The sequence below is a fragment of the Microbispora sp. NBRC 16548 genome (assembly GCF_030268985.1).
GTDB classification, from domain to species: Bacteria; Actinomycetota; Actinomycetes; order Streptosporangiales; family Streptosporangiaceae; genus Microbispora; species Microbispora catharanthi.
Map to the genome: position 1 here is coordinate 852,997 of NZ_BSSF01000001.1, position 17,108 is coordinate 870,104.

Sequence of the window (17,108 nt, forward strand, 5' to 3'; positions counted from 1 at the left end):
GCGTGCGGGGGTGTGGCGGAGAACGTGTATGTGGGGAACGCTCATCTGGACGCGGTCGCCGACCGCGGGTGGCTGCTGGGGCATTTCAAACCCGCTGACGATGTGAGGCACAGCGAGGACGTCGAGATCAAGTGGTACGTGCATCCTCGTGGTGACCGGCGCGCGGAATGGGTGACGGGCGAGAAACGCACCGCGCTCCTCGTACTGATCAGTGGCCGTTTTCGTGTCGAATTCCCTGGGCGAAGCGTGCTGTTGGCGAATCAGGGCGATTACGTGGTGTGGGGCCACGGGGTCGATCACTCCTGGCACGCCGAAGAGGAGTCGGTGGTGCTCACCGTCCGGTGGCCGTCGATTTCGGGGTATGCGGTCTCCGGCACGGCTTCCGCGTAGCGGCCGGGACCGGGCCGGGTCAGCGGGCGGACCTCCGATTGGCGGTGCGGCGCATCGGCCGAGGGGACCCGCGGAGCCGCCTCTAGAATCTTGTTCCATGGCGATGTACGTCCCCCTCGGTCAGGGCCGATACCAGGCGACGGAGCACACCCAGGGGCCGTGGGATCCACGGCAGCAGCACATGGGACCCGTCACCGCGCTGCTGGTGCACGAGTTCGCCCGGGTCCCCGGCCGTTCCCCCGGTCTTCCTCCGGCCCGGCTGGCGGTGGACGTGTTCGCCCCCGTCCCGGTGGCGGAGGTGGAGGTACGCGCCGAGATGATCAGGGACGGCAGGCGCGTGCAGTGCCTCGGCGCGTCCCTCACCTCCGGCGGGCGCGAGCTGGTCAGGGCGACCGCGTGGCGTATCAGGGAGGCCGGCAGCCCGGCGAGCGAGGCCGCGCCGCCGCCCGCGCCGGTCCCGCCGCCGGCCCCGGGCGACGCGGAGTCGTGGATCGCGCGGGGCTTCGGGTATGGCAGGGCCACGGACTGGCGGTTCGTCAAGGGCTCCCCGGACGAGGCCGGGCCCGCCGTGGCGTGGGGCAGGGCACGGGTGGCGCTCGTCGAAGGTGAGGAGATCACGCCGCTGGAACGGCTCGCGATGTTCGCCGACAGCGGCAACGGCATCAGCGGCGTCCTGGACTTCGGCGCCTACCTGTTCGCCAACGTGGACCTCACCATCTCTCTGTTCCGCGCCCCGGAGGGGGAGTGGATCTGCCTGGACGCGGCCACGACCATCGGCCCCAGGGGACGCGGGCTCACCCGCACCACGCTGTTCGACCAGTCCGGCGAGGTCGGCACGGCGACGCAGACCCTCTTCGTCGAGCCCCGGACCGCCTGATCCCGTAGCCGAGGCGTCAGGCGGCCGTACAGGTGATGGGCGACGGCACCTCGACGGTGCCACCAGACCAGCCGACCGCGAATTCCGTCGTCACCGCCGCGCCCGGCGGCAGCACGCCGTTCCAGGGCTGGTTGGTGATGGTCACCGTGGCTCCCGGCGTGCTGTAGCCGCCGTTCCACAACACGTAGCTAAGACCGTTGGGGACCTTGAAGGTGACCATCCACGAGGAGATGGGCAGGGTTCCCGTGTTCCGCACCGTCAGCTCGCCCCGGGAGGCCGCCGTCCACGTGAGGATGAAACGGATCGTCGCCTCGCACGAGCGTGTGCCCGCGGGCGGCGACGGGCTGGGCGACGGTGAGGGGCTGACCGACGGCGACGGGCTGGGCGACGGTGAAGGACTGGGCGACGGTGAAGGACTGGGCGTGGGGGAGGGGCACGGCGAGGCACTGGGCGACGGCGTCGGTGAGGGGCTGGGTGACGGCGACGGTGAAGGGCTGGGCGAAGAGGAGGCACTGGGCGACGGTGAGGGGCTGACCGACGGTGAGGGGCTGGGTGACGGCGTCGGTGAAGGGCCGGGCGAAGGGGAGAGGCATGGCGAGACGCCACCGGACGGCGAGGGCGACGGTGAGACCGACGGGCCGCCCGACGCTGAGGGCGACGGGCCGGACGGCGGCGAGCCGATGACGGGCGGGATCCGGATGATCCGGTCGTCGCCCGAGACGGGAGTCCCGTTGCCGTCGCGGTTGCTCGTCGCCAGCCAGAGCCAGCCGTCCGGACCGACGGCCACGGTGCGCAGCCGTCCGAACCTTCCCTGGAGTTCGGCCGCCGGGGTGCCCGGAGTGCCGCCGCTGATCGGCACGGTCCACAGACGTGCCCCGCGCAGGGCCGCGGCGAAGAGCGTCCCGTTGGCGTACGCGAGGCCGCTGGGAGACGCCTCGGCCGGGTGCCAGGTCACGATCGGGTCGCGCCAGCGTGTGTCGCCGCACATACCCTGGCAGGCCGGCCAGCCGTAGTTGCCTCCCGGGACGATGGCGTTGAGCTCGTCCCAGGCGTCCTCGCCGAACTCCGTGGCGTACAGCCGGCCGCCCGTGTCCCAGGCGAGGCCCTGGACGTTGCGGTGGCCGTAGCTGTAGACCGGCGAGCCGGAGAACGGGTTGTCCGGAGGGATCGAGCCGTCGGGCCTGATGCGCAGGATCTTGCCGCCCAGGGTGCCGTTCTGCGCGTTGGCGGGGTTGCCGGCGTCGCCGGTGGAGACGTACAGCATGCCGTCGGGACCGAACGCGATCCGCCCGCCGTTGTCCGACGGGCCCCGGGGAATGCCGGCGAGGACGACCTGCTGTGTCTGAGGTGAGTTCAGCCGGAACCGGACCACGCGGTTGTCATAGGTGGTGGTGAAGTAGACGTAGACGATCTGGTCCTGCGTGAAGGTGGGGGACACGGCGATGCCGAGCAGGCCGCCGTCGCCTACCGCGTACACGTTCTTGACGGTGGTCACCAGTGTGGGCGTGTACCCCGGATACACCCGCCAGATGTTCGCGGTGGCGCGTTCGGTCACGAGGGCGCTGCGGTCCGGCAGGAAGTCCATCCCCCAAGGCGTCAGCAGCCCCGTGACGGCGACCTGTGGTTTGGTGAAGTCGAATCCGGTGGTGGCCGCTCCGGCGGCGACCGGCCGGGTCATGACGACTGCCGCGGCGGCGGTCACGGCGCAGAGGACGGCCGCGAGTGCCGCGGACAGGCGCTTGGGCATCACACGCTCCCGGGAGCGGACGGGGCTACCGGCTCAATCGAAAGCGTCGCCCGCGCCCGAGGCAATGGACCGGCGCGGGCCCGCCCACCGGCCTGCGTGTTCGTCCGCCGCCGGGGCCCGGGTGAGGAAACTTTCAGACTCCGCGGCGGTGATGGCAGGTCAGCGGGCCGCGGGCCGGACGCGGATGATCCGGTCGTCGTCGGCGGACGGCGTCCCCCGGCCGTCGCGGTTGCTCGTCGCGATCCAGAGCGAGCAGTCGGGCCCGACGGCCACGGTGCGCAGCCGCCCGTACGTCCCCTGGAACTCGGCCACCGGGGTGCCCGCCGTGCCGCCGCTGATCGGCACGGTCCACAGCCGCGTCCCGCGCAGGGCCGCGGCGAAGAGCGTGCCCTTGGCGTACGCGAGGCCGCTGGGAGACGCCTCGGCGGGGCTCCAGGTCACCAGGGGATTGGTGAAGCGCGGGTCCGAGCACACGCCCTCGCAGATCGGCCAGCCGTAGTCGCGGCCGGGGAGGATGCGGTTGAGCTCGTCCCAGGTGTTCTGGCCGAACTCCGTGGCGTACAGCCGGCCGTCCTCGTCCCAGGCGAGGCCCTGGACGTTGCGGTGCCCGTAGCTGTAGACCGGCGAGCCGGCGAACGGGTTGTCCACGGGCACCGTGCCGTCGGGCCTGATGCGCAGGATCTTGCCGCCCAGGCTGTTCAGGTTCTGCGCGTTGGCCGAGTTCCCGGCGTCGCCCGTGCCCACGTACAGCCTGCCGTCCGGTCCGAACGCGATCCGCCCGCCGTTGTGGGTCTGGGCGCGGGGGATGCCCGTGAGGATCGGCTGCTGTGTCTGGGGCGAGCTCAGCCGGAACCGGACCACCCGGTTGTCGGAGGCGCTCGTGTAGTACGCGTAGACCCACTGGTCCAGGGCGTAGACCGGGGAGACCGCGATACCGAGCAGGCCGCCCTCACCCCCGGGCGTCACGTTCGGGACCGTGGCCACCTTCACGGGCGCGGATCCGCGGCGCACCCGCATGATGTCCGCCGTGTCGCGCTGGGAGACGAGGGCGCTGCCGTCGGGAAGGAAGGCCATCCCCCAGGGTGCACGCAGTCCCGTGGTGACGACCTGCGGGTGGGCGAAGTCGTATCCGTCGGTGGCCGCGTCCGCGGTGCCCGCCCGGATCGCGACGAGAACCGCGGCGGCGGTCACCGCGCTGAGTGCGGTCGCGAGCGCCACGACGAGACGCTTGGGCATGAGAGGCTCCCGGGGCGGGACATGGGCTTACGGCTCGTGACGTGCAACTCGCGAACCGTACACCGCGCCGAACCAGGGAATGCGCCCGCCGCGCCGGTGTGGCCGTCATGGGAGCCGCCCTTGGCCGATCCTCGGTGACCTGCGCATTCGTCCGTTCCCTCGGCCCGCGCGACGGGCCGGAGCGCGGGAGCCCCGACACGCTCGCGCGGCCCCGCGTCACCCGATCACGTCGGTCGTCCAGCCGTGTTCGTCGGCGCCGAGCACGGTGATCCGGTCGAGCAGCCCCCGCGGACCGCCGATCGCGCGCAGCGACGCGGGCACCGGGCCGTCGACCTGCACGCACACGTCGAGGCCGGCGGCGCTCGTGCAGGTGCTCTTCCGAGGCTTCGGGGAGCCTCCTGCCGGGCTGACGCCGACGGTGACGGGGAGACCGTTCGCCGAGAGGAACACCTGCAGTTCCCACGCGCCGGTGCCCCGCAACGGCGGCCGCCACAGCTGCACCTCCTGTACGCGGACACCGGCGGGCAGGCCGCCGATGCGCAGCGGCAGCGGCACGGCGCGGTCCCCGACGGTCACGCCAGCCGCGACCCGCAGCAGGACCTCCTGCGGATCGGCGACGTTCAGGTAGTAGGCGTGCAGCTCGGCCCACCGGCCGCCGGCGGTCTGCCAGCGCAGGTAGGCGTCGCCTCCGTTGAGGGGGTCGGAGGCGTCGTGGGTGAGCCAGTAGGCGGGGCGGCCGTGGACCCGGGCGGACACGGCGACTCCCTCGGCGCCGTCGGCGAACCTTCCCGGCTCCGGCTCACGGTCGCCCGGGTAGAGGCCGAGGATGATCCGCGCGCCGTAGTCGCCCCTTCCCCGCGCCAGTATCTGGTCCCCGTGCGGCCCCGCCTGGTAGCCGACTCCGGCGATCTGCTCCGGCAACCAGCCGAACGAGGCGTGCGCGATCAGCGGGGAGGGCCCGGTGGACAACGTCACCGCCGCAGCCGGCTCCGGCGCCGGCCTGACGAGCGGCATGGCCGCCAGGACCGCCGCCAGGACGGCGACGCCGACGAGGCCGACGGCGCCGATCGTCCGGGTTCGGCGACGGAGCAGCCGCCTGCGTCCTGTCTCGCGTGCACGGGAGAGGTCCAGGGCCATCGGGGGCGCGGGCGCCTGCGCCAGCGCCTTGAGCTCGGCGGCCAGGTCCGCGATGTCGCCGGTCATGCTCGACGCTCCTTCGGCGAAGCGACGGGACGGGTCCGGAGGAGGCGGCGCAGCGTGTCGATGCCCCGTGCCGTCTGGCTCTTCACGTTGCCGGTCGAGCAGCCCAGCGTCCGGGCCGCCTCCTCGACGCTGAGGTCGCAGAAATACCGCAGGACGACGGTGGCCCGCTGGCGCGGGGGCAGGCAGGCCAGAGCCGCCCGCAGGTCGAGCGCCGCGTCGACGTCGCCCTCGTGGTCCGCGACGTCGTCTTGGGCGCCGCGCAGCACGATCAGACGCGCCCACGGCGCCCGCCGCTCGGCCAGGAACGTGTTGACGAGCGTCGTACGGGCGTAGCCGTCGACGTTGTCCGCCCGACCGGCGCGATGCCAGTTGGTGTAGAGCTTCGTCACGGTGGCCTGCACGAGGTCGTCGGCGGCGTGCCAGTCGCCGCACAACAGGTAGGCGACTTTGCGCAGCCACAGCGCCTTCGCCGTCACGTACTCGGTGAACTCGGCGTCGCGCCCCGGACTTCCGCTCACGTGCGTCCGCCCCCCTTTCCATGCCCGCGGGCGTGCTCGCCTCTCTGATGCGCGCGATGCCGAGAAGGTTGCACGGCGGACCGAGACGCGCCTACTGGACGGCTTCTTGAAGCGGCGGTTCCGCGCCGCCAATTCGGCGGCAAGCGGCCCACAAGTCGCGATGCGTACAAACAGTGGCGTGAACGACTACGACATCCGGCGGCCGACGCCCGCCGACGCGGTGGCCATCCACGAACTGGTCGCCGAGCACGACGTCGAAGTGACCGGCAAGCCCGACTGGACGCTCGACGACATCGCCGACACCCTCGGCGAGCTGGACCTGGAGCACGACAGCTGGGTGATCCGCTCGGGCGGGCGGCTCCTCGGCTGGGGCTACGCCAGGCGCAAGGGAACGAGCGACAACGTGGACGTCGACGTGCAGGCGCGGGAGCCCGGCGCGGCCGCCCTGGTATGGGACCTGGTGCTCGGCCGGGCCGGCGACCTCGCCCGCGAGGCCGGGCACGACCACGCGGTCGTCGACGTCAGCGTCTACGAGCAGGACACGGTCATGCGCGAGGCGGCCAAGGAGCGCGGCTTCGCACCCGCGACCAGCTTCCACCGCATGCGGACCGACCACGCCGGCGTACGGCCCCTCTTCCTGCCCGGGGTCACGGTCGAGACCGGCGCACTCGACGGCGAGGAGCTGCTGCGCGTGGCGCACGCCGTCCAGCAGGAGGCGTTCGCCGAGCACTTCGGGTTCGTGCCGAAGAGGTTCGAGGAGTGGGCCGACGAAATGGAGGCGTCCAGCGCGAACGACTGGACGCAGCTGCTGCTGGCCCGCGTCCACGGCGAGCCCGCGGCCATGCTGCTCGGCACCAACCACTTCGTGCCCGACGAGAACTGCGGCTACGTCCGCACGCTGGCGGTGCGGCCCGCCTTCCGCGGGCGCGGTCTCGGCCGGCTGCTGCTCACGCGGGCCTTCGAGGCCGACGAGCGGCGCGGGCGGGTGGGCACGATCCTGCACGTGGACAGCAACAACACCACTCCCGCTCTCGGCCTCTACCGGTCGGTCGGCATGCGCGCGGTGCTCGTCATCGACGTCTGGCGGGCCCTCGTAGGTCCCACGCGCTGAGATGTGGTTGCTCACAACCCGGATACCTCTACTGTGAAATACGGAGGATTCAGACATCAAGGGAGTGGTTGATGCTGCACGAGAGGCTCGAGTCGGTCTACGACAACGTCCTGCGCCGCAATCCAGGTGAGATCGAGTTTCACCAGGCCGTACGGGAGGTGCTGGAAAGCATCGGCCCGGTGCTCGGCAAGCACCCCGAATACGCGGAGCAGAAGATCATCGAGCGGATCTTCGAGCCGGAACGGCAGATCATCTTCCGGGTGCCCTGGGACGACGACCGGGGCGAGGTGCACATCAACCGCGGCTTCCGGGTCGAGTTCAACAGCGCGCTCGGGCCGTACAAGGGCGGGCTGCGCTTCCACCCCTCCGTCTACCTCGGCATCATCAAGTTCCTGGCGGTCGAGCAGATCTTCAAGAACAGCCTGACCGGCCTGCCGATCGGCGCGGGCAAGGGCGGCGCGGACTTCGATCCGAAGGGCCGCTCCGACCGGGAGATCATGCGCTTCTGCCAGAGCTTCATGACCGAGCTCTACCGGCACCTGGGCGAGTACACCGACGTGCCGGCGGGGGACATCGGCGTCGGGGGACGGGAGATCGGCTACCTGTTCGGCCAGTACAAGCGCATCACCAACCGGTACGAGTCCGGCGTCATCACCGGCAAGGGGCTGACCTACGGCGGCGCCCAGGTCCGCACCGAGGCCACCGGCTACGGCTGCGCGTTCTTCGTCGAGGAGATGCTCAAGGCGCGGGGCACGTCGTTCGACGGCAAGCGCGTGGTCGTCTCGGGCTCGGGCAACGTCGCCGTCTACGCCATAGAGAAGGTGCGCGAGCTGGGCGGCGTCGTCGTGGCCTGCTCCGACTCCTCCGGCTACGTGGTGGACGAGAAGGGCATCGACCTCGACCTCCTCAAGCAGGTCAAGGAGGTCGAGCGGCGCCGCCTCAGCGACTACGCCGAGCGCCGTGGCGCCGAGGCGACGTACGTCGCCGGGCGCAGCGTGTGGGAGGTGCCCTGCGAGGTCGCGCTGCCGTCGGCCACGCAGAACGAGATCACCGGCAAGGACGCCGAGGCCCTCGTGCGGGGCGGGTGCGTCGCGGTCGGCGAGGGCGCCAACATGCCCACCACGCCCGAGGGCATCCGGGTGCTTCGCGAGGCGGGGGTGGCCTTCGGCCCCGGCAAGGCCGCCAACGCGGGCGGCGTGGCCACCAGCGCCCTGGAGATGCAGCAGAACGCCAGCCGCGACTCGTGGACGTTCGAGTTCTCCGAACGGCGGCTCCAGGAGATCATGAGCGACATCCACGCCCGCTGCCTGGAGACCGCCGACGCGTACGGCATGCCGGGCGACTACGTGGCCGGCGCGAACATCGACGGCTTCAGGAGGGTGGCGGACGCGATGCTCGCCCTCGGCCTCATCTGAGCGCTCATCCGAGTGCTCATCCGGAGTTCCGGCGGGTGCGCAGGAGAGGCAGCGCGCACCCGCCCGCGGCCAGCGAGACCGCGGCCAGCCACAGCGACGTCACCGTGGCGGCGTGCGCCGACGGGGCGAGGCTGAGGAACAGCGTGCCGAAGACGGCCACGCCGACGACCTGGCCGAGCTGGAGCATCATGGCCAGCAGGCCGCTGGCGTCGGCCGCGTCGGCGGGCGCGACCCGGGCCAGCGCCACCGCCATGAGCGGGCTGAACGTGCCCGCCATGCCGGCCCCGATGGCCACGAAGCTGATCTCCAGCAGCGGCTCGCCGTGGCCGCCGCCGGCCAGCGCCGTCGCCAGGGCCAGCTCGCCCGCGGCGGTGACGACGGCGGACACGACGATCATCGGCCGGTGCAGGCGGGCCGGCAGCCGCTTCCAGTTGAGGCTGGTCAGTCCGAAGGCGGCGGCCGCGGGGATGAACAGGCAGCCCGCCCGCAGGGCGCTGTCGCCGAGGCCGCCCTGCAGGTGGAGGGCCATGGCGAACAGCCAGCCGCCGTACGCCGCCATGACGAGGAAGATGCCGGACGCGGCGACGGCCACCCCGGGGGCGCGCAGCAGGCGGCCGGGGACGAGCGGATGCGCCGCACGCCGCTCCACGAGCAGGAACGCGCAGAACGCGAGAACCGACAGGCCCATCGCGACCCACCCCCACAGCGGCCAGTCCTCCTCGTGGCCGAGCACGAGCGGCACGACCAGCAGGCAGACCGCGAGCGACAGGGTGACCAGACCGGGCACGTCGAGGCCATGCTCACGCCGCACGTGTGCGGCGGGCAGCGTCCGGGCGCCAGCGGCCAGCAGCGCGAGCCCGATCGGCACGTTCACCAGGAAGACCGGCCGCCAGGCCGTGCCGAACAGGTCGGCGGTCACCAGCAGCCCGCCGAGCACCTGGCCGACGACCGCGCCGACCGAGATGACCGTGGCGTAGACGCCGAGCGCCCGCCCCCGCGTGGCGCCGTCGAAGGTGATCTGGATCAGGCTGAGCACCTGGGGCACCATCAGGGCGGCTCCCGCGCCCTGCACCAGCCGGAAGGCGATCAGCACGCCGGTCGACGGGGCGAGCCCGCACATCAGCGACGCGGCCGTGAACACCGCGAGCCCGGTGAGGAACAGCCGCCGGTAGCCGAGCAGCCCCCCGAGGCGTGCCCCGGTGATCAGCAGCATCGCGTACGCCACGGTGTAGCCGGAGATGACGAGTTGCAGCCCCGAGCCGGTGGCCCCGAGGTCGGTGCGCATCGTGGGCGCGGCGACGTTGACGATGGTGGCGTCGAGGATGGCCATGAACTGCCCCGCCAGGATGACGGTGAGCAGCACAGCCGACGAGGTCCGCCGCGCGGCCAGCGCGCGGGTGGTGACAGTGGTCATGGCGGCAACGATGCCGCCGCCGCGATACCGGTGCCGAGAGCCTGCGGATACTGGTACCGACACCACCTGGCAACGCGTCCGCCCACTCGGCAAGATGGGGAGGTGACGACGGGGACCGGCACCAGGCACACCAGGCGTGACGAGCTCGCCGCCTTCCTGCGCAGCAGACGCGAGCGAATCCGGCCCGAGGAGGTCGGGTTGCCGCCCGGCCTGCGCCGCCGTACGCCGGGCCTGCGACGGGAGGAGGTCGCCCAGCTCGCGGGCGTGGGCGTGACCTGGTACACCTGGCTGGAGCAGGGCCGCCCGATCAACGCGTCGGTGCAGGTGCTCGACGCCATCGCCCGTACGCTGCGGCTCGACGCGGCCGAGCGGGAGCACCTCTACCGGCTGGCGGACCTGCCCGAGATCGCCGATCTCGGCGACGGCCGGGACGCGCTGGACGCCGAGGTCCACGTGATCCTGCGCCACCTCGATCCGCTGCCCGCCTCCGTCTACAACGGGCGTTACGACCTGCTCGCCTGGAACACCTCATACGGCGCCCTCTTCGGGGGCCTGATCGGGCAGCCTCCGCGCGATCGCAACGTGCTGTGGCGGGTGTTCACGCTGCCGGACTGCTGCTGCCCGTTCGTCAACAAGGACGAGGAGCTTCCCCAGATGGTCGCCACGCTGCGGGCGGCCTTCGGCAGGCACGTGGGCGAGCCGGCGTGGACGGGCTTCGTGACCCGGCTGTCGGCGGTCAGCCCGGAGTTCGCCCGGATGTGGGCGACGCACGACGTGGCCAGGCCGGGCACGCGGATGAAGCTGCTCAAGCACTCGTCCGTGGGGCTGATCCGCCTGACGTCCACCAGCATGGCGCTGCCCACGCCACCGGAGACCCGCATCGTCGTCTACACGCCGATGGACGACGAGAGCCGGCAGCGGCTCGAATGGCTGAGGGCGCATCCGGAGTCCGCCCGCTGCCCGCTGCATGCGGAGACGGTGCCTGGGTAAAGGCGCGGTCATGGCCTGCAGAATCAGCGAACTCGTCGTCGACTGCCACGACCCCGAGCGGCTCGCCGCCTTCTGGTGTGAGGTGCTGGGTTTCGAGGTCCTGGAACGCAAGGACGGCTGGGTGGAGATCGGCCCGCCGGGCACCGGCTTCGGCGGCCTCCAGCCGACGCTCATCTTCGAGCCGGTGCCCGAGCCCAAGCGAGGCAAGCTGCGCCTGCACATCGACGTCAACCCCACCGACCGCGACCAGGAGGCCGAGCTGGAGCGCCTGCTCAAGCTCGGCGCCGTACCGGCCGACGTGGGCCAGACCGGTGAGGAGGACTGGCACGTGCTCGCCGACCCGGAGGGCAACGAGTTCTGCCTGCTGCGCCGCCGCCTGTGAGCCTCGCGCGGGCCGATGCGGTAGCGTCCGGAGGGTGGCGAGGATCTTCACGGTCGACGAGGCCAGATCGCTGATGCCGGCGGTGCTGGAGCACGCCCGCGCGTTCGTCGCCGTACGCGCCGACCTGGCCGAGCTCACCCACGACCTGCGGCACGCGGGCGCCTCACCCCTCGGCGGCCTGCCGGAGGCCAAGGGCCTGGAGGCGCGGATGGACGAGATCCTCAGCTGGTTCGACGCCGAGGACATCGAGATCAAGGGCGTCGCCCCGCTGCTCGTCGACTTCCCCGCCGTGCTCGGCGAGGTGTCCGTACGGCTGTGCTGGCTGGAGGGGGAGACCGCCCTCGGCTGGTATCACCGCAGCGACCTCGGCTTCCCCGGCCGCCGCGCCCTGCCCTGACTTCGCGGCTGCCGCCACGCTCTGCCCCGATCTCGGCCGCGCCGATCGCGGTTTCGCCGCAGCGGCCACGGCGGGAATCATGAGCGGGTGTCGTGGAACTCGCTGGATCGGGCCCGCCGGCTGTGGGCGGCGCTGGCCCGCGTCCCTGTCACGTTTCCCGGCCCCGGGGACGTGGCCGTGGTGGTCTCGCCCGAGTCGTGGATGTGCCCGCCGGGATGGACGGGCGTCGTGACGCTGGACGGCGCCGCCCTGGTGACCGTGCCCGGCACCGATCTGGCCGAGCCGTTGCGCGACGCCCTGCTCGCCGGCCGCATGGATCTTTCCCTGCTGCCCGCCCGGCTTTCCGCCCTGCTTTCCGTCCACGACGTGCTGGGCCCGGCGACGCTCGCGTACCTCGACGCCGGTGACTTCGCCCCCGCCCACACCGGCGCCCGGGCGGAACGTCTGCCGGCGGGCCATCCGGACGTCGGCGGCCTGGTGGCCGCGGTGGGCGGGCGGGACGCCGAGGAGAGCGGCGTGGAGGAGATCACCTCCGCGGTCTGGGTGCTCCGCGACGGCCCGGACGTGGTCGCCGCCGCCGGGTATCGCCCGTGGCTGGACACGGCGGCGCAGATGTCCGTCCTGACGGCGGCCCGGTGCCGCGGTCGTGGCCTGGCCCGCGTGGTGGCCTCGGCTGCGGTGGCCGACGCGCTCGCCGACGGGCTGCTGCCGCAGTGGAGAGCGCGCCCGGAGCCGTCGCGACGCGTGGCCCGCGCCCTCGGATTCCGGGAGACCGGCGCCCAGATCAGTCTTCTCGTGCGGCGCCGACCACTGATTGGTAGTGACCCGGAGTTCGCCGACTCGTGAGGCCGCCGGGCATCGGCGCCGAAGCGCAGTGAGGTCGGGCATGGTCGCGGCCTCCATTCCCGCGGTGACCTGACCGCGTCGGCGAAGCACCGTCAAGATCGCCCGGTCGTGGGCGTCCTGCGTCCTGTGCGACTCGAAGACCACCGTCCCGACATCGCGCGCCGACAGTTCGGGCAGCGTCGCCGTGGTGGCGCTGCCGGTGTGCCGGGTGGTGCTTCGCCGACTTCCCGCGCCGGGTGACCCTGTGGCGGCGCCGGCCCGCAATCCCCGGCTTGCCGAGTTCCAGGCCATGCCGACCGCGGCCAAGGCGATCCGGCCGCGGGCCTCCCTGGCCGGGCGGAAGCCGCATGACCTGCGGCCGGGGGAGATCGGGCTTGAGCTCGGCGAGCAGCTGCTGCCGCGCGGGCGCGGCCCGGTCTCCTGTCTTCCAGCTGGGAGGACGCCGAGGTCGATCTCATGGCCCCTCGGTCGGGCACGCGCGTGTTCGCGGGGACTGGAGCATGCTCGGGCTTGCAGGTTGTTATCCAGAAGGATAAATTTATCCGCATGGATAACAACTCGGTGTGGACTCCCGTGCGGGTGCTCTTCGTCGCGGTCCTCGTCATCTCGATCGCGGCGCTGGGTGTGGCCGCCGTCGTCGGCGGCACCTGGGTGGTGTGGTTGCGCGGGGCGGCCGTGGCCGCGGCGTCCGTCTGGCTCGTCGCCCTGACCGGGCAGGCGGCGCGTGGCAAGAGAGCCGCGTACGTACGCATCCGCTTCGTCAGCATCGCCGCGCCCATCGGCATCGTGCTCATCCTGCTCGCGCCCGACAGCGGTTATCCGGTGTGGATGAAGGCGGAGCAGGGAGTGGTCGGCGTCCTGGTCGCCGCCGTCGCGCTGATCGTCAACCGGCGTGCGGTGCGTGAGGCGTACCCGAAGGGTGGCAAGCTGAGGTGACATGAGAAGCCCTGGGACCCGTCAGGTGGCCACCGAGGCGCGCAGAGCTCAGATCGCCTCGGCCGCGATCGCCGTGCTCGCCGAGCGCGGCTACGCGGAGACCACGTTCGAGGCCATCTGCGAGCATGCCGGGCTCAGCAGCAAGAGACTGATCACCTACCACTTCTCCAGCAAGGACCGGCTGTTCGAGGCCGTCGTCCAGCAGGTCGTCGCCGACGCCGCGGCCTTCATGCGCCCGGCGCTGCGGGCCGTGCACGGAGCCCGCGCTCAACTGGAGGCGTTCATCAGGTCGAACATCGCCTTCGTCGCCCGCCATCCCGGGCACGTGCGCGCGGTGCAGCAGATCGCCTTCAACCAGGCCCCCGTCGGAGGCCCGGAACGGGACGCCGCGATCGGCAGGCTGGTGGCCCTGTTCGCGGACGGGCAGCGTACGGGGGCCTTCCGGACCTTCGACTGCACGGTGATGGGAGCCGCTCTGCGCGCGTCCATCGACACGATGGCCGAGCGGGTCGTCGACGGTCTCGATCCCGACGTCTGCGCGGACGAACTCGTCGAACTGTTCGACCGCGCGACCCGCGCCGAGCCGTCCGCCGGCGCTGGGTGACCGGCGTCAGTCGGACAGGTCGTCGAAGCCGTCGAAACCGCCGAAGGCGGCGCCGTACCGCACGCACACCATGCGGGCCACGGACTCGTGCGCGCCGAGGGGATCGGCGCACCCGGCGCCGATCGACTCGGCGGCCGTCGTGATCCGCGCGAGGTCGGCCTCGGGGCCGATGACGTACGGCACCATGGCCAGCCGGTTGGCCCCGATGTTGCGCAGGCGCTCGGCGGCGTCGCGCACGCTCGGCTGGCCGTCCAGCGCGGCGGGGACGACGGGGAGCGTCAGGCGGGCGGCCAGCAGGACGGCCGTCGCGTCGGCGCCGCGGGCGGCCTCGTCGCCCCCGGCGGTCGCGACGATGATCCCGTCGACCGGCGACGAGACGTTGAACAGGCGCATCCGGTCGGCGCGGGCCAGGCCCGCCTCGGCCAGGCGCACGTGCAGGGCCTCGGCCAGCAGCGGATGCGGGCCGAGCGGCTCGGTGATCCGCACCGCGGCCTCGCTCTGCGTCACGGCGTCCCGTACGGCGCGCAGCACGCGCGGATGAGGCCCGGTGACGAGCGGGACGACCACCGCGGCCGGTCCGTCCGCGGGCCGCTGGGCGGCTATGGACGCGAACTCCTTGGTGAGGTCGGCGCCGCCGTCGGCCAGCGAGACGATGCGAAGGTCGATCTGCGGGTTGTCGAGCCTGACGATGGAGGCGACCTCCATGGCCACGTCACCGCTCGGGCCCACCGGGTCCCCGGCCTTGCCCGGCACCGCCAGGACCAGGGCGGGCGCGTCGGGCGGCAGGTCGGCGGGGAGCGGCCGTCGGTGGCGACCGGTTCCGGGCCGAGGAGAGCGCTCTCTGGTGGGGAGCTTCGGCGGGTCCTCGTGACCTTCGTTCACACCGGCGGATTCTAGGGCGAATCTGGTCGAAGAGCAGAACCAACGCGCGGCTTGTTGCGGCTTGGTGATCTAGGCGGTTTACGTGTTCGTTACTTGACGCTCCTCAAAGGACCCGGTTTGATATGGACTCATCCGGCCGTAAACGTTTACAGACCGCTGTGCGTTACCGGCCAGTAAACGATTACAGGACACTCTCTTCCAAGTGAGGTGCCGTTGACCGAGGGTCCCACGATCACCACGATCGCGCAACGCGCCGGTGTGTCGATCGCCTCGGTGTCACGGGTGCTCAACGGGCTGCCGACGCGCGAGGACACCGTGCGGCGCGTCATGCGCGCGGCCGACGAACTCGGCTACGTCCCCAATTCGGTGGCCCGCTCGCTCCGCAACCGCCGCACCGACCAGATCGCCTTCGCGATGGCCGACATCGGCAACCCGGTCTACGTGGCGATGGTGCGCGAGATCCAGCCGCTGCTGAAGGAGGCCGGCTACCGGCTCCTGATCCACTCCACCGACGGCGACGCCGAGGACGAGCTCGGCGTGCTGCGCGGTCTGCGCGAGCGCTACGTGGACGGCCTCATCATCAGCCCGTTGCGCGGCGTCACCGAGGAGCACGTCGAGGCCATCGTCGCCGCGCGCGCCCCCGTCGTCGTCATCGGCTCGCTGCCCGAGGACATGCCGGAGGGCGCGCTGGTGGACAACGTCCGGACCGACTCCAGGACCGGCGTACGGCTCGCGCTGGAACACCTGCACGCCATCGGCAGGCGGCGCATCGGCTTCCTCAACGGCCCGCTCGACACCGTTCCCGGCGCCGCCCGCGCCGCCGCGTACCGGGAGGCGCTGGAGGCGCTGGGCCTGCCGTACGACGAGGACCTCGTCGAGGTGGGCGACTTCTACCGCGACAGCGGCGCGCGCGCCGCGCGGGCGCTGCTGGCGCGCGTGCCCGGCGTGGACGCGCTGATGTGCGCCAACGACCTCATCGCGCTCGGCGCGCTCGACGTGCTGCGCGAGCAGGGCAGGGACGTCCCCGGCGACGTGGCGGTGGTCGGCATGGACGACACCGACCTCGCCTCGGTGACCTGGCCGACGCTGACCAGCGTCTCGCTCGGGTCGGCCGAGCGCGGCCGGGCGGCGGCCGGGCTGCTGCTCGACCGGCTGCAGAACGGCCCGCGCGAGCCGCGGGTGGCGGTCGTGCGGCCGAGCCTCACGATCCGCGGCTCGACCACTCTTCCCGGGACATCGCCGGGAGGTGCCCGGTGACCGCGCTCGCCGAGCGGCCGTACGGCCGCGCCGGAGGCGGGTCGCGGCGCGGGCCGCGGTCCGGGAGCGGCTTCGCGCTGCTGCTCCCCGCGCTCGTGCCGGTGCTGGTCTTCAGCGTGGGCCCGCTGGTCTACGGCATCCTGCTGGCCTTCACCGACGCGAGGTCCGGCCGCAACACCGAGACCTCGTTCGTGGGCCTGGAGAACTTCGCCGACCTGCTGTCGGACGGCGACTTCTGGGAGTCGTTCCGGATCGGCATGATCTGGGGCCTGTCGGTGACCGTGCTGCAGTTCCTCGCCTCGCTGGGGCTCGCGCTGCTGCTGAACCAGGACCTGCGCCTGCGCGGCGTCGCCCGGGTGCTGGCGGTCGTGCCGTGGGCCATGCCGCCCGTGGTGGTCGGCCTGATGTGGCGGCTGGTCTACCACCCGGACGCGGGCCTGCTCAACGGCCTGTTCGGCTCGGGCGTCGACTGGCTGCACGACTTCTCCCTCGCGCTGCCCGCGGTCATCGTCGTCGGAGTCTGGACCGGCATGCCGCAGACCACGGTCGTGCTGCTCGCCGGCCTGCAGAACGTGCCGAGGGAGCTGTACGAGGCGGTCAGCGTGGACGGCGCGGGCCCCTGGCGGCGGTTCTGGAACGTCACGCTCCCGCAGCTGCGGCCCGTCATTGTGGCCATCACCTCGCTCGACTTCGTGTGGAACATCAACCAGTTCAGCCTGGTCTACGTGCTCACCCAGGGCGGGCCGGGCGGGCGGACGAGGCTGCCCATGCTGTTCGCCTACGAGGAGGCGTTCCGGTACGGCTTCTTCGGGTACGCCGCGACGCTCGGCGTGGCGATCACGATCGTCGTGCTGGCCGTGCTGGGCCTGTACCTGTGGCGGCAGGCGCGGGAGGGAGACTGAC

General features: G+C 72.3%; 18 protein-coding genes. 12 read left to right on the top strand and 6 right to left on the bottom strand.

The genetic code is table 11. The features are described 5' to 3' along the window. Positions 1 to 12 precede the first annotated feature (12 nt). Entirely contained in the window at positions 13 to 390 is a 378-nt protein-coding gene (locus QSK36_RS03785) for a cupin domain-containing protein (protein WP_285781341.1), read from the top strand. 97 nt (positions 391 to 487) lie between these two features. Then, positions 488 to 1,267, top strand: coding sequence for a thioesterase family protein (locus QSK36_RS03790; RefSeq protein WP_183536698.1), 780 nt, complete (start codon positions 488 to 490; stop codon positions 1,265 to 1,267). Between the two features lie 16 nt (positions 1,268 to 1,283). Here the strand turns inward: QSK36_RS03790 and QSK36_RS03795 are convergent, their stop codons facing one another. From QSK36_RS03795 to QSK36_RS03810, 4 genes are all read right to left on the bottom strand, one after another. After that, positions 1,284 to 3,014 carry a PQQ-dependent sugar dehydrogenase gene (locus tag QSK36_RS03795; protein ID WP_285781342.1) on the bottom strand — a complete coding sequence of 577 codons (1,731 nt, stop codon included), beginning with the start codon at positions 3,012 to 3,014 and terminating at the stop codon, positions 1,284 to 1,286. A 159-nt stretch (positions 3,015 to 3,173) separates the two neighbouring features. Further along, the gene (locus QSK36_RS03800; RefSeq protein WP_183536701.1) at positions 3,174 to 4,250 is read right to left on the bottom strand and encodes a PQQ-dependent sugar dehydrogenase; all 1,077 of its coding nucleotides are present in this window, start codon (positions 4,248 to 4,250) and stop codon (positions 3,174 to 3,176) included. Between the two features lie 216 nt (positions 4,251 to 4,466). Then, complete coding sequence (locus QSK36_RS03805) at positions 4,467 to 5,453, bottom strand: hypothetical protein (protein WP_285781343.1); 987 nt, start codon at positions 5,451 to 5,453, stop codon at positions 4,467 to 4,469. After that, positions 5,450 to 5,971, bottom strand: coding sequence for a SigE family RNA polymerase sigma factor (locus QSK36_RS03810; protein ID WP_285781344.1), 522 nt, complete (start codon positions 5,969 to 5,971; stop codon positions 5,450 to 5,452). The genes QSK36_RS03805 and QSK36_RS03810 overlap by 4 nt, the downstream gene beginning before the upstream one ends. Before the next feature lie 178 nt (positions 5,972 to 6,149). On the opposite strand from QSK36_RS03810, the gene QSK36_RS03815 reads away from it, so the two are divergent. Both QSK36_RS03815 and gdhA read left to right on the top strand, forming a co-directional pair. Beyond that, entirely contained in the window at positions 6,150 to 7,082 is a 933-nt protein-coding gene (locus tag QSK36_RS03815; protein WP_285781345.1) for a GNAT family N-acetyltransferase, read from the top strand. 71 nt (positions 7,083 to 7,153) lie between these two features. Next, positions 7,154 to 8,497, top strand: coding sequence for an NADP-specific glutamate dehydrogenase (gene gdhA / locus QSK36_RS03820; RefSeq protein ID WP_183536709.1), 1,344 nt, complete (start codon positions 7,154 to 7,156; stop codon positions 8,495 to 8,497). A gap of 16 nt (positions 8,498 to 8,513) precedes the next feature. Here the strand turns inward: gdhA and QSK36_RS03825 are convergent, their stop codons facing one another. Next, on the bottom strand, positions 8,514 to 9,911 hold the full coding sequence (locus tag QSK36_RS03825; protein ID WP_285781346.1) for an MFS transporter: 1,398 nt from the start codon (positions 9,909 to 9,911) through the stop codon (positions 8,514 to 8,516). A gap of 102 nt (positions 9,912 to 10,013) precedes the next feature. Between QSK36_RS03825 and QSK36_RS03830 the strand changes: the two genes are divergently transcribed. The 6 genes from QSK36_RS03830 (at position 10,014) to QSK36_RS03855 (ending at position 14,066) form a co-directional block, all read left to right on the top strand. Then, positions 10,014 to 10,901 carry a helix-turn-helix transcriptional regulator gene (locus tag QSK36_RS03830; RefSeq protein ID WP_183536712.1) on the top strand — a complete coding sequence of 296 codons (888 nt, stop codon included), beginning with the start codon at positions 10,014 to 10,016 and terminating at the stop codon, positions 10,899 to 10,901. A 10-nt stretch (positions 10,902 to 10,911) separates the two neighbouring features. After that, positions 10,912 to 11,283: a VOC family protein gene (locus QSK36_RS03835; protein ID WP_183536714.1), complete on the top strand. Its 372-nt coding sequence runs from the start codon at positions 10,912 to 10,914 to the stop codon at positions 11,281 to 11,283. A 34-nt stretch (positions 11,284 to 11,317) separates the two neighbouring features. Further along, positions 11,318 to 11,680, top strand: a complete 363-nt coding sequence (locus QSK36_RS03840; RefSeq protein WP_139575305.1) for a DUF2203 domain-containing protein — start codon at positions 11,318 to 11,320, stop codon at positions 11,678 to 11,680. An 87-nt stretch (positions 11,681 to 11,767) separates the two neighbouring features. After that, entirely contained in the window at positions 11,768 to 12,526 is a 759-nt protein-coding gene (locus QSK36_RS03845) for a GNAT family N-acetyltransferase (protein ID WP_285781347.1), read from the top strand. Positions 12,527 to 13,072: 546 nt separating this feature from the next. Beyond that, positions 13,073 to 13,462, top strand: coding sequence for a hypothetical protein (locus QSK36_RS03850; RefSeq protein WP_285781348.1), 390 nt, complete (start codon positions 13,073 to 13,075; stop codon positions 13,460 to 13,462). A 1-nt stretch (position 13,463) separates the two neighbouring features. Further along, positions 13,464 to 14,066, top strand: a complete 603-nt coding sequence (locus QSK36_RS03855; RefSeq protein WP_285781349.1) for a TetR/AcrR family transcriptional regulator — start codon at positions 13,464 to 13,466, stop codon at positions 14,064 to 14,066. A gap of 6 nt (positions 14,067 to 14,072) precedes the next feature. On the opposite strand, the gene QSK36_RS03860 is transcribed toward QSK36_RS03855, so the two are convergent. Then, positions 14,073 to 14,948, bottom strand: a complete 876-nt coding sequence (locus QSK36_RS03860) for a sirohydrochlorin chelatase (RefSeq protein WP_183536721.1) — start codon at positions 14,946 to 14,948, stop codon at positions 14,073 to 14,075. Between the two features lie 213 nt (positions 14,949 to 15,161). On the opposite strand from QSK36_RS03860, the gene QSK36_RS03865 reads away from it, so the two are divergent. Both QSK36_RS03865 and QSK36_RS03870 read left to right on the top strand, forming a co-directional pair. Continuing rightward, a complete protein-coding gene (locus QSK36_RS03865) occupies positions 15,162 to 16,205 on the top strand; it encodes a LacI family DNA-binding transcriptional regulator (RefSeq protein ID WP_183536722.1) in 1,044 nt (347 codons plus the stop codon). Beyond that, positions 16,202 to 17,107, top strand: a complete 906-nt coding sequence (locus tag QSK36_RS03870; RefSeq protein ID WP_285781350.1) for a carbohydrate ABC transporter permease — start codon at positions 16,202 to 16,204, stop codon at positions 17,105 to 17,107. Before QSK36_RS03865 ends, QSK36_RS03870 begins: the two co-directional genes overlap by 4 nt. The last annotated feature ends 1 nt before the right edge of the window (position 17,108 follow it).

Coding starts and splice junctions, on each gene's coding strand:
- QSK36_RS03790 (WP_183536698.1), top strand. CDS start 488: ATGGCGATGTACGTCCCCCTCGGTCAGGGCCGATACCAGGCGACGGAG.
- QSK36_RS03795 (WP_285781342.1), bottom strand. CDS start 3,014: ATGCCCAAGCGCCTGTCCGCGGCACTCGCGGCCGTCCTCTGCGCCGTG.
- QSK36_RS03800 (WP_183536701.1), bottom strand. CDS start 4,250: ATGCCCAAGCGTCTCGTCGTGGCGCTCGCGACCGCACTCAGCGCGGTG.
- QSK36_RS03805 (WP_285781343.1), bottom strand. CDS start 5,453: ATGACCGGCGACATCGCGGACCTGGCCGCCGAGCTCAAGGCGCTGGCG.
- gdhA (WP_183536709.1), top strand. CDS start 7,154: ATGCTGCACGAGAGGCTCGAGTCGGTCTACGACAACGTCCTGCGCCGC.
- QSK36_RS03825 (WP_285781346.1), bottom strand. CDS start 9,911: ATGACCACTGTCACCACCCGCGCGCTGGCCGCGCGGCGGACCTCGTCG.
- QSK36_RS03835 (WP_183536714.1), top strand. CDS start 10,912: ATGGCCTGCAGAATCAGCGAACTCGTCGTCGACTGCCACGACCCCGAG.
- QSK36_RS03850 (WP_285781348.1), top strand. CDS start 13,073: ATGGATAACAACTCGGTGTGGACTCCCGTGCGGGTGCTCTTCGTCGCG.
- QSK36_RS03855 (WP_285781349.1), top strand. CDS start 13,464: ATGAGAAGCCCTGGGACCCGTCAGGTGGCCACCGAGGCGCGCAGAGCT.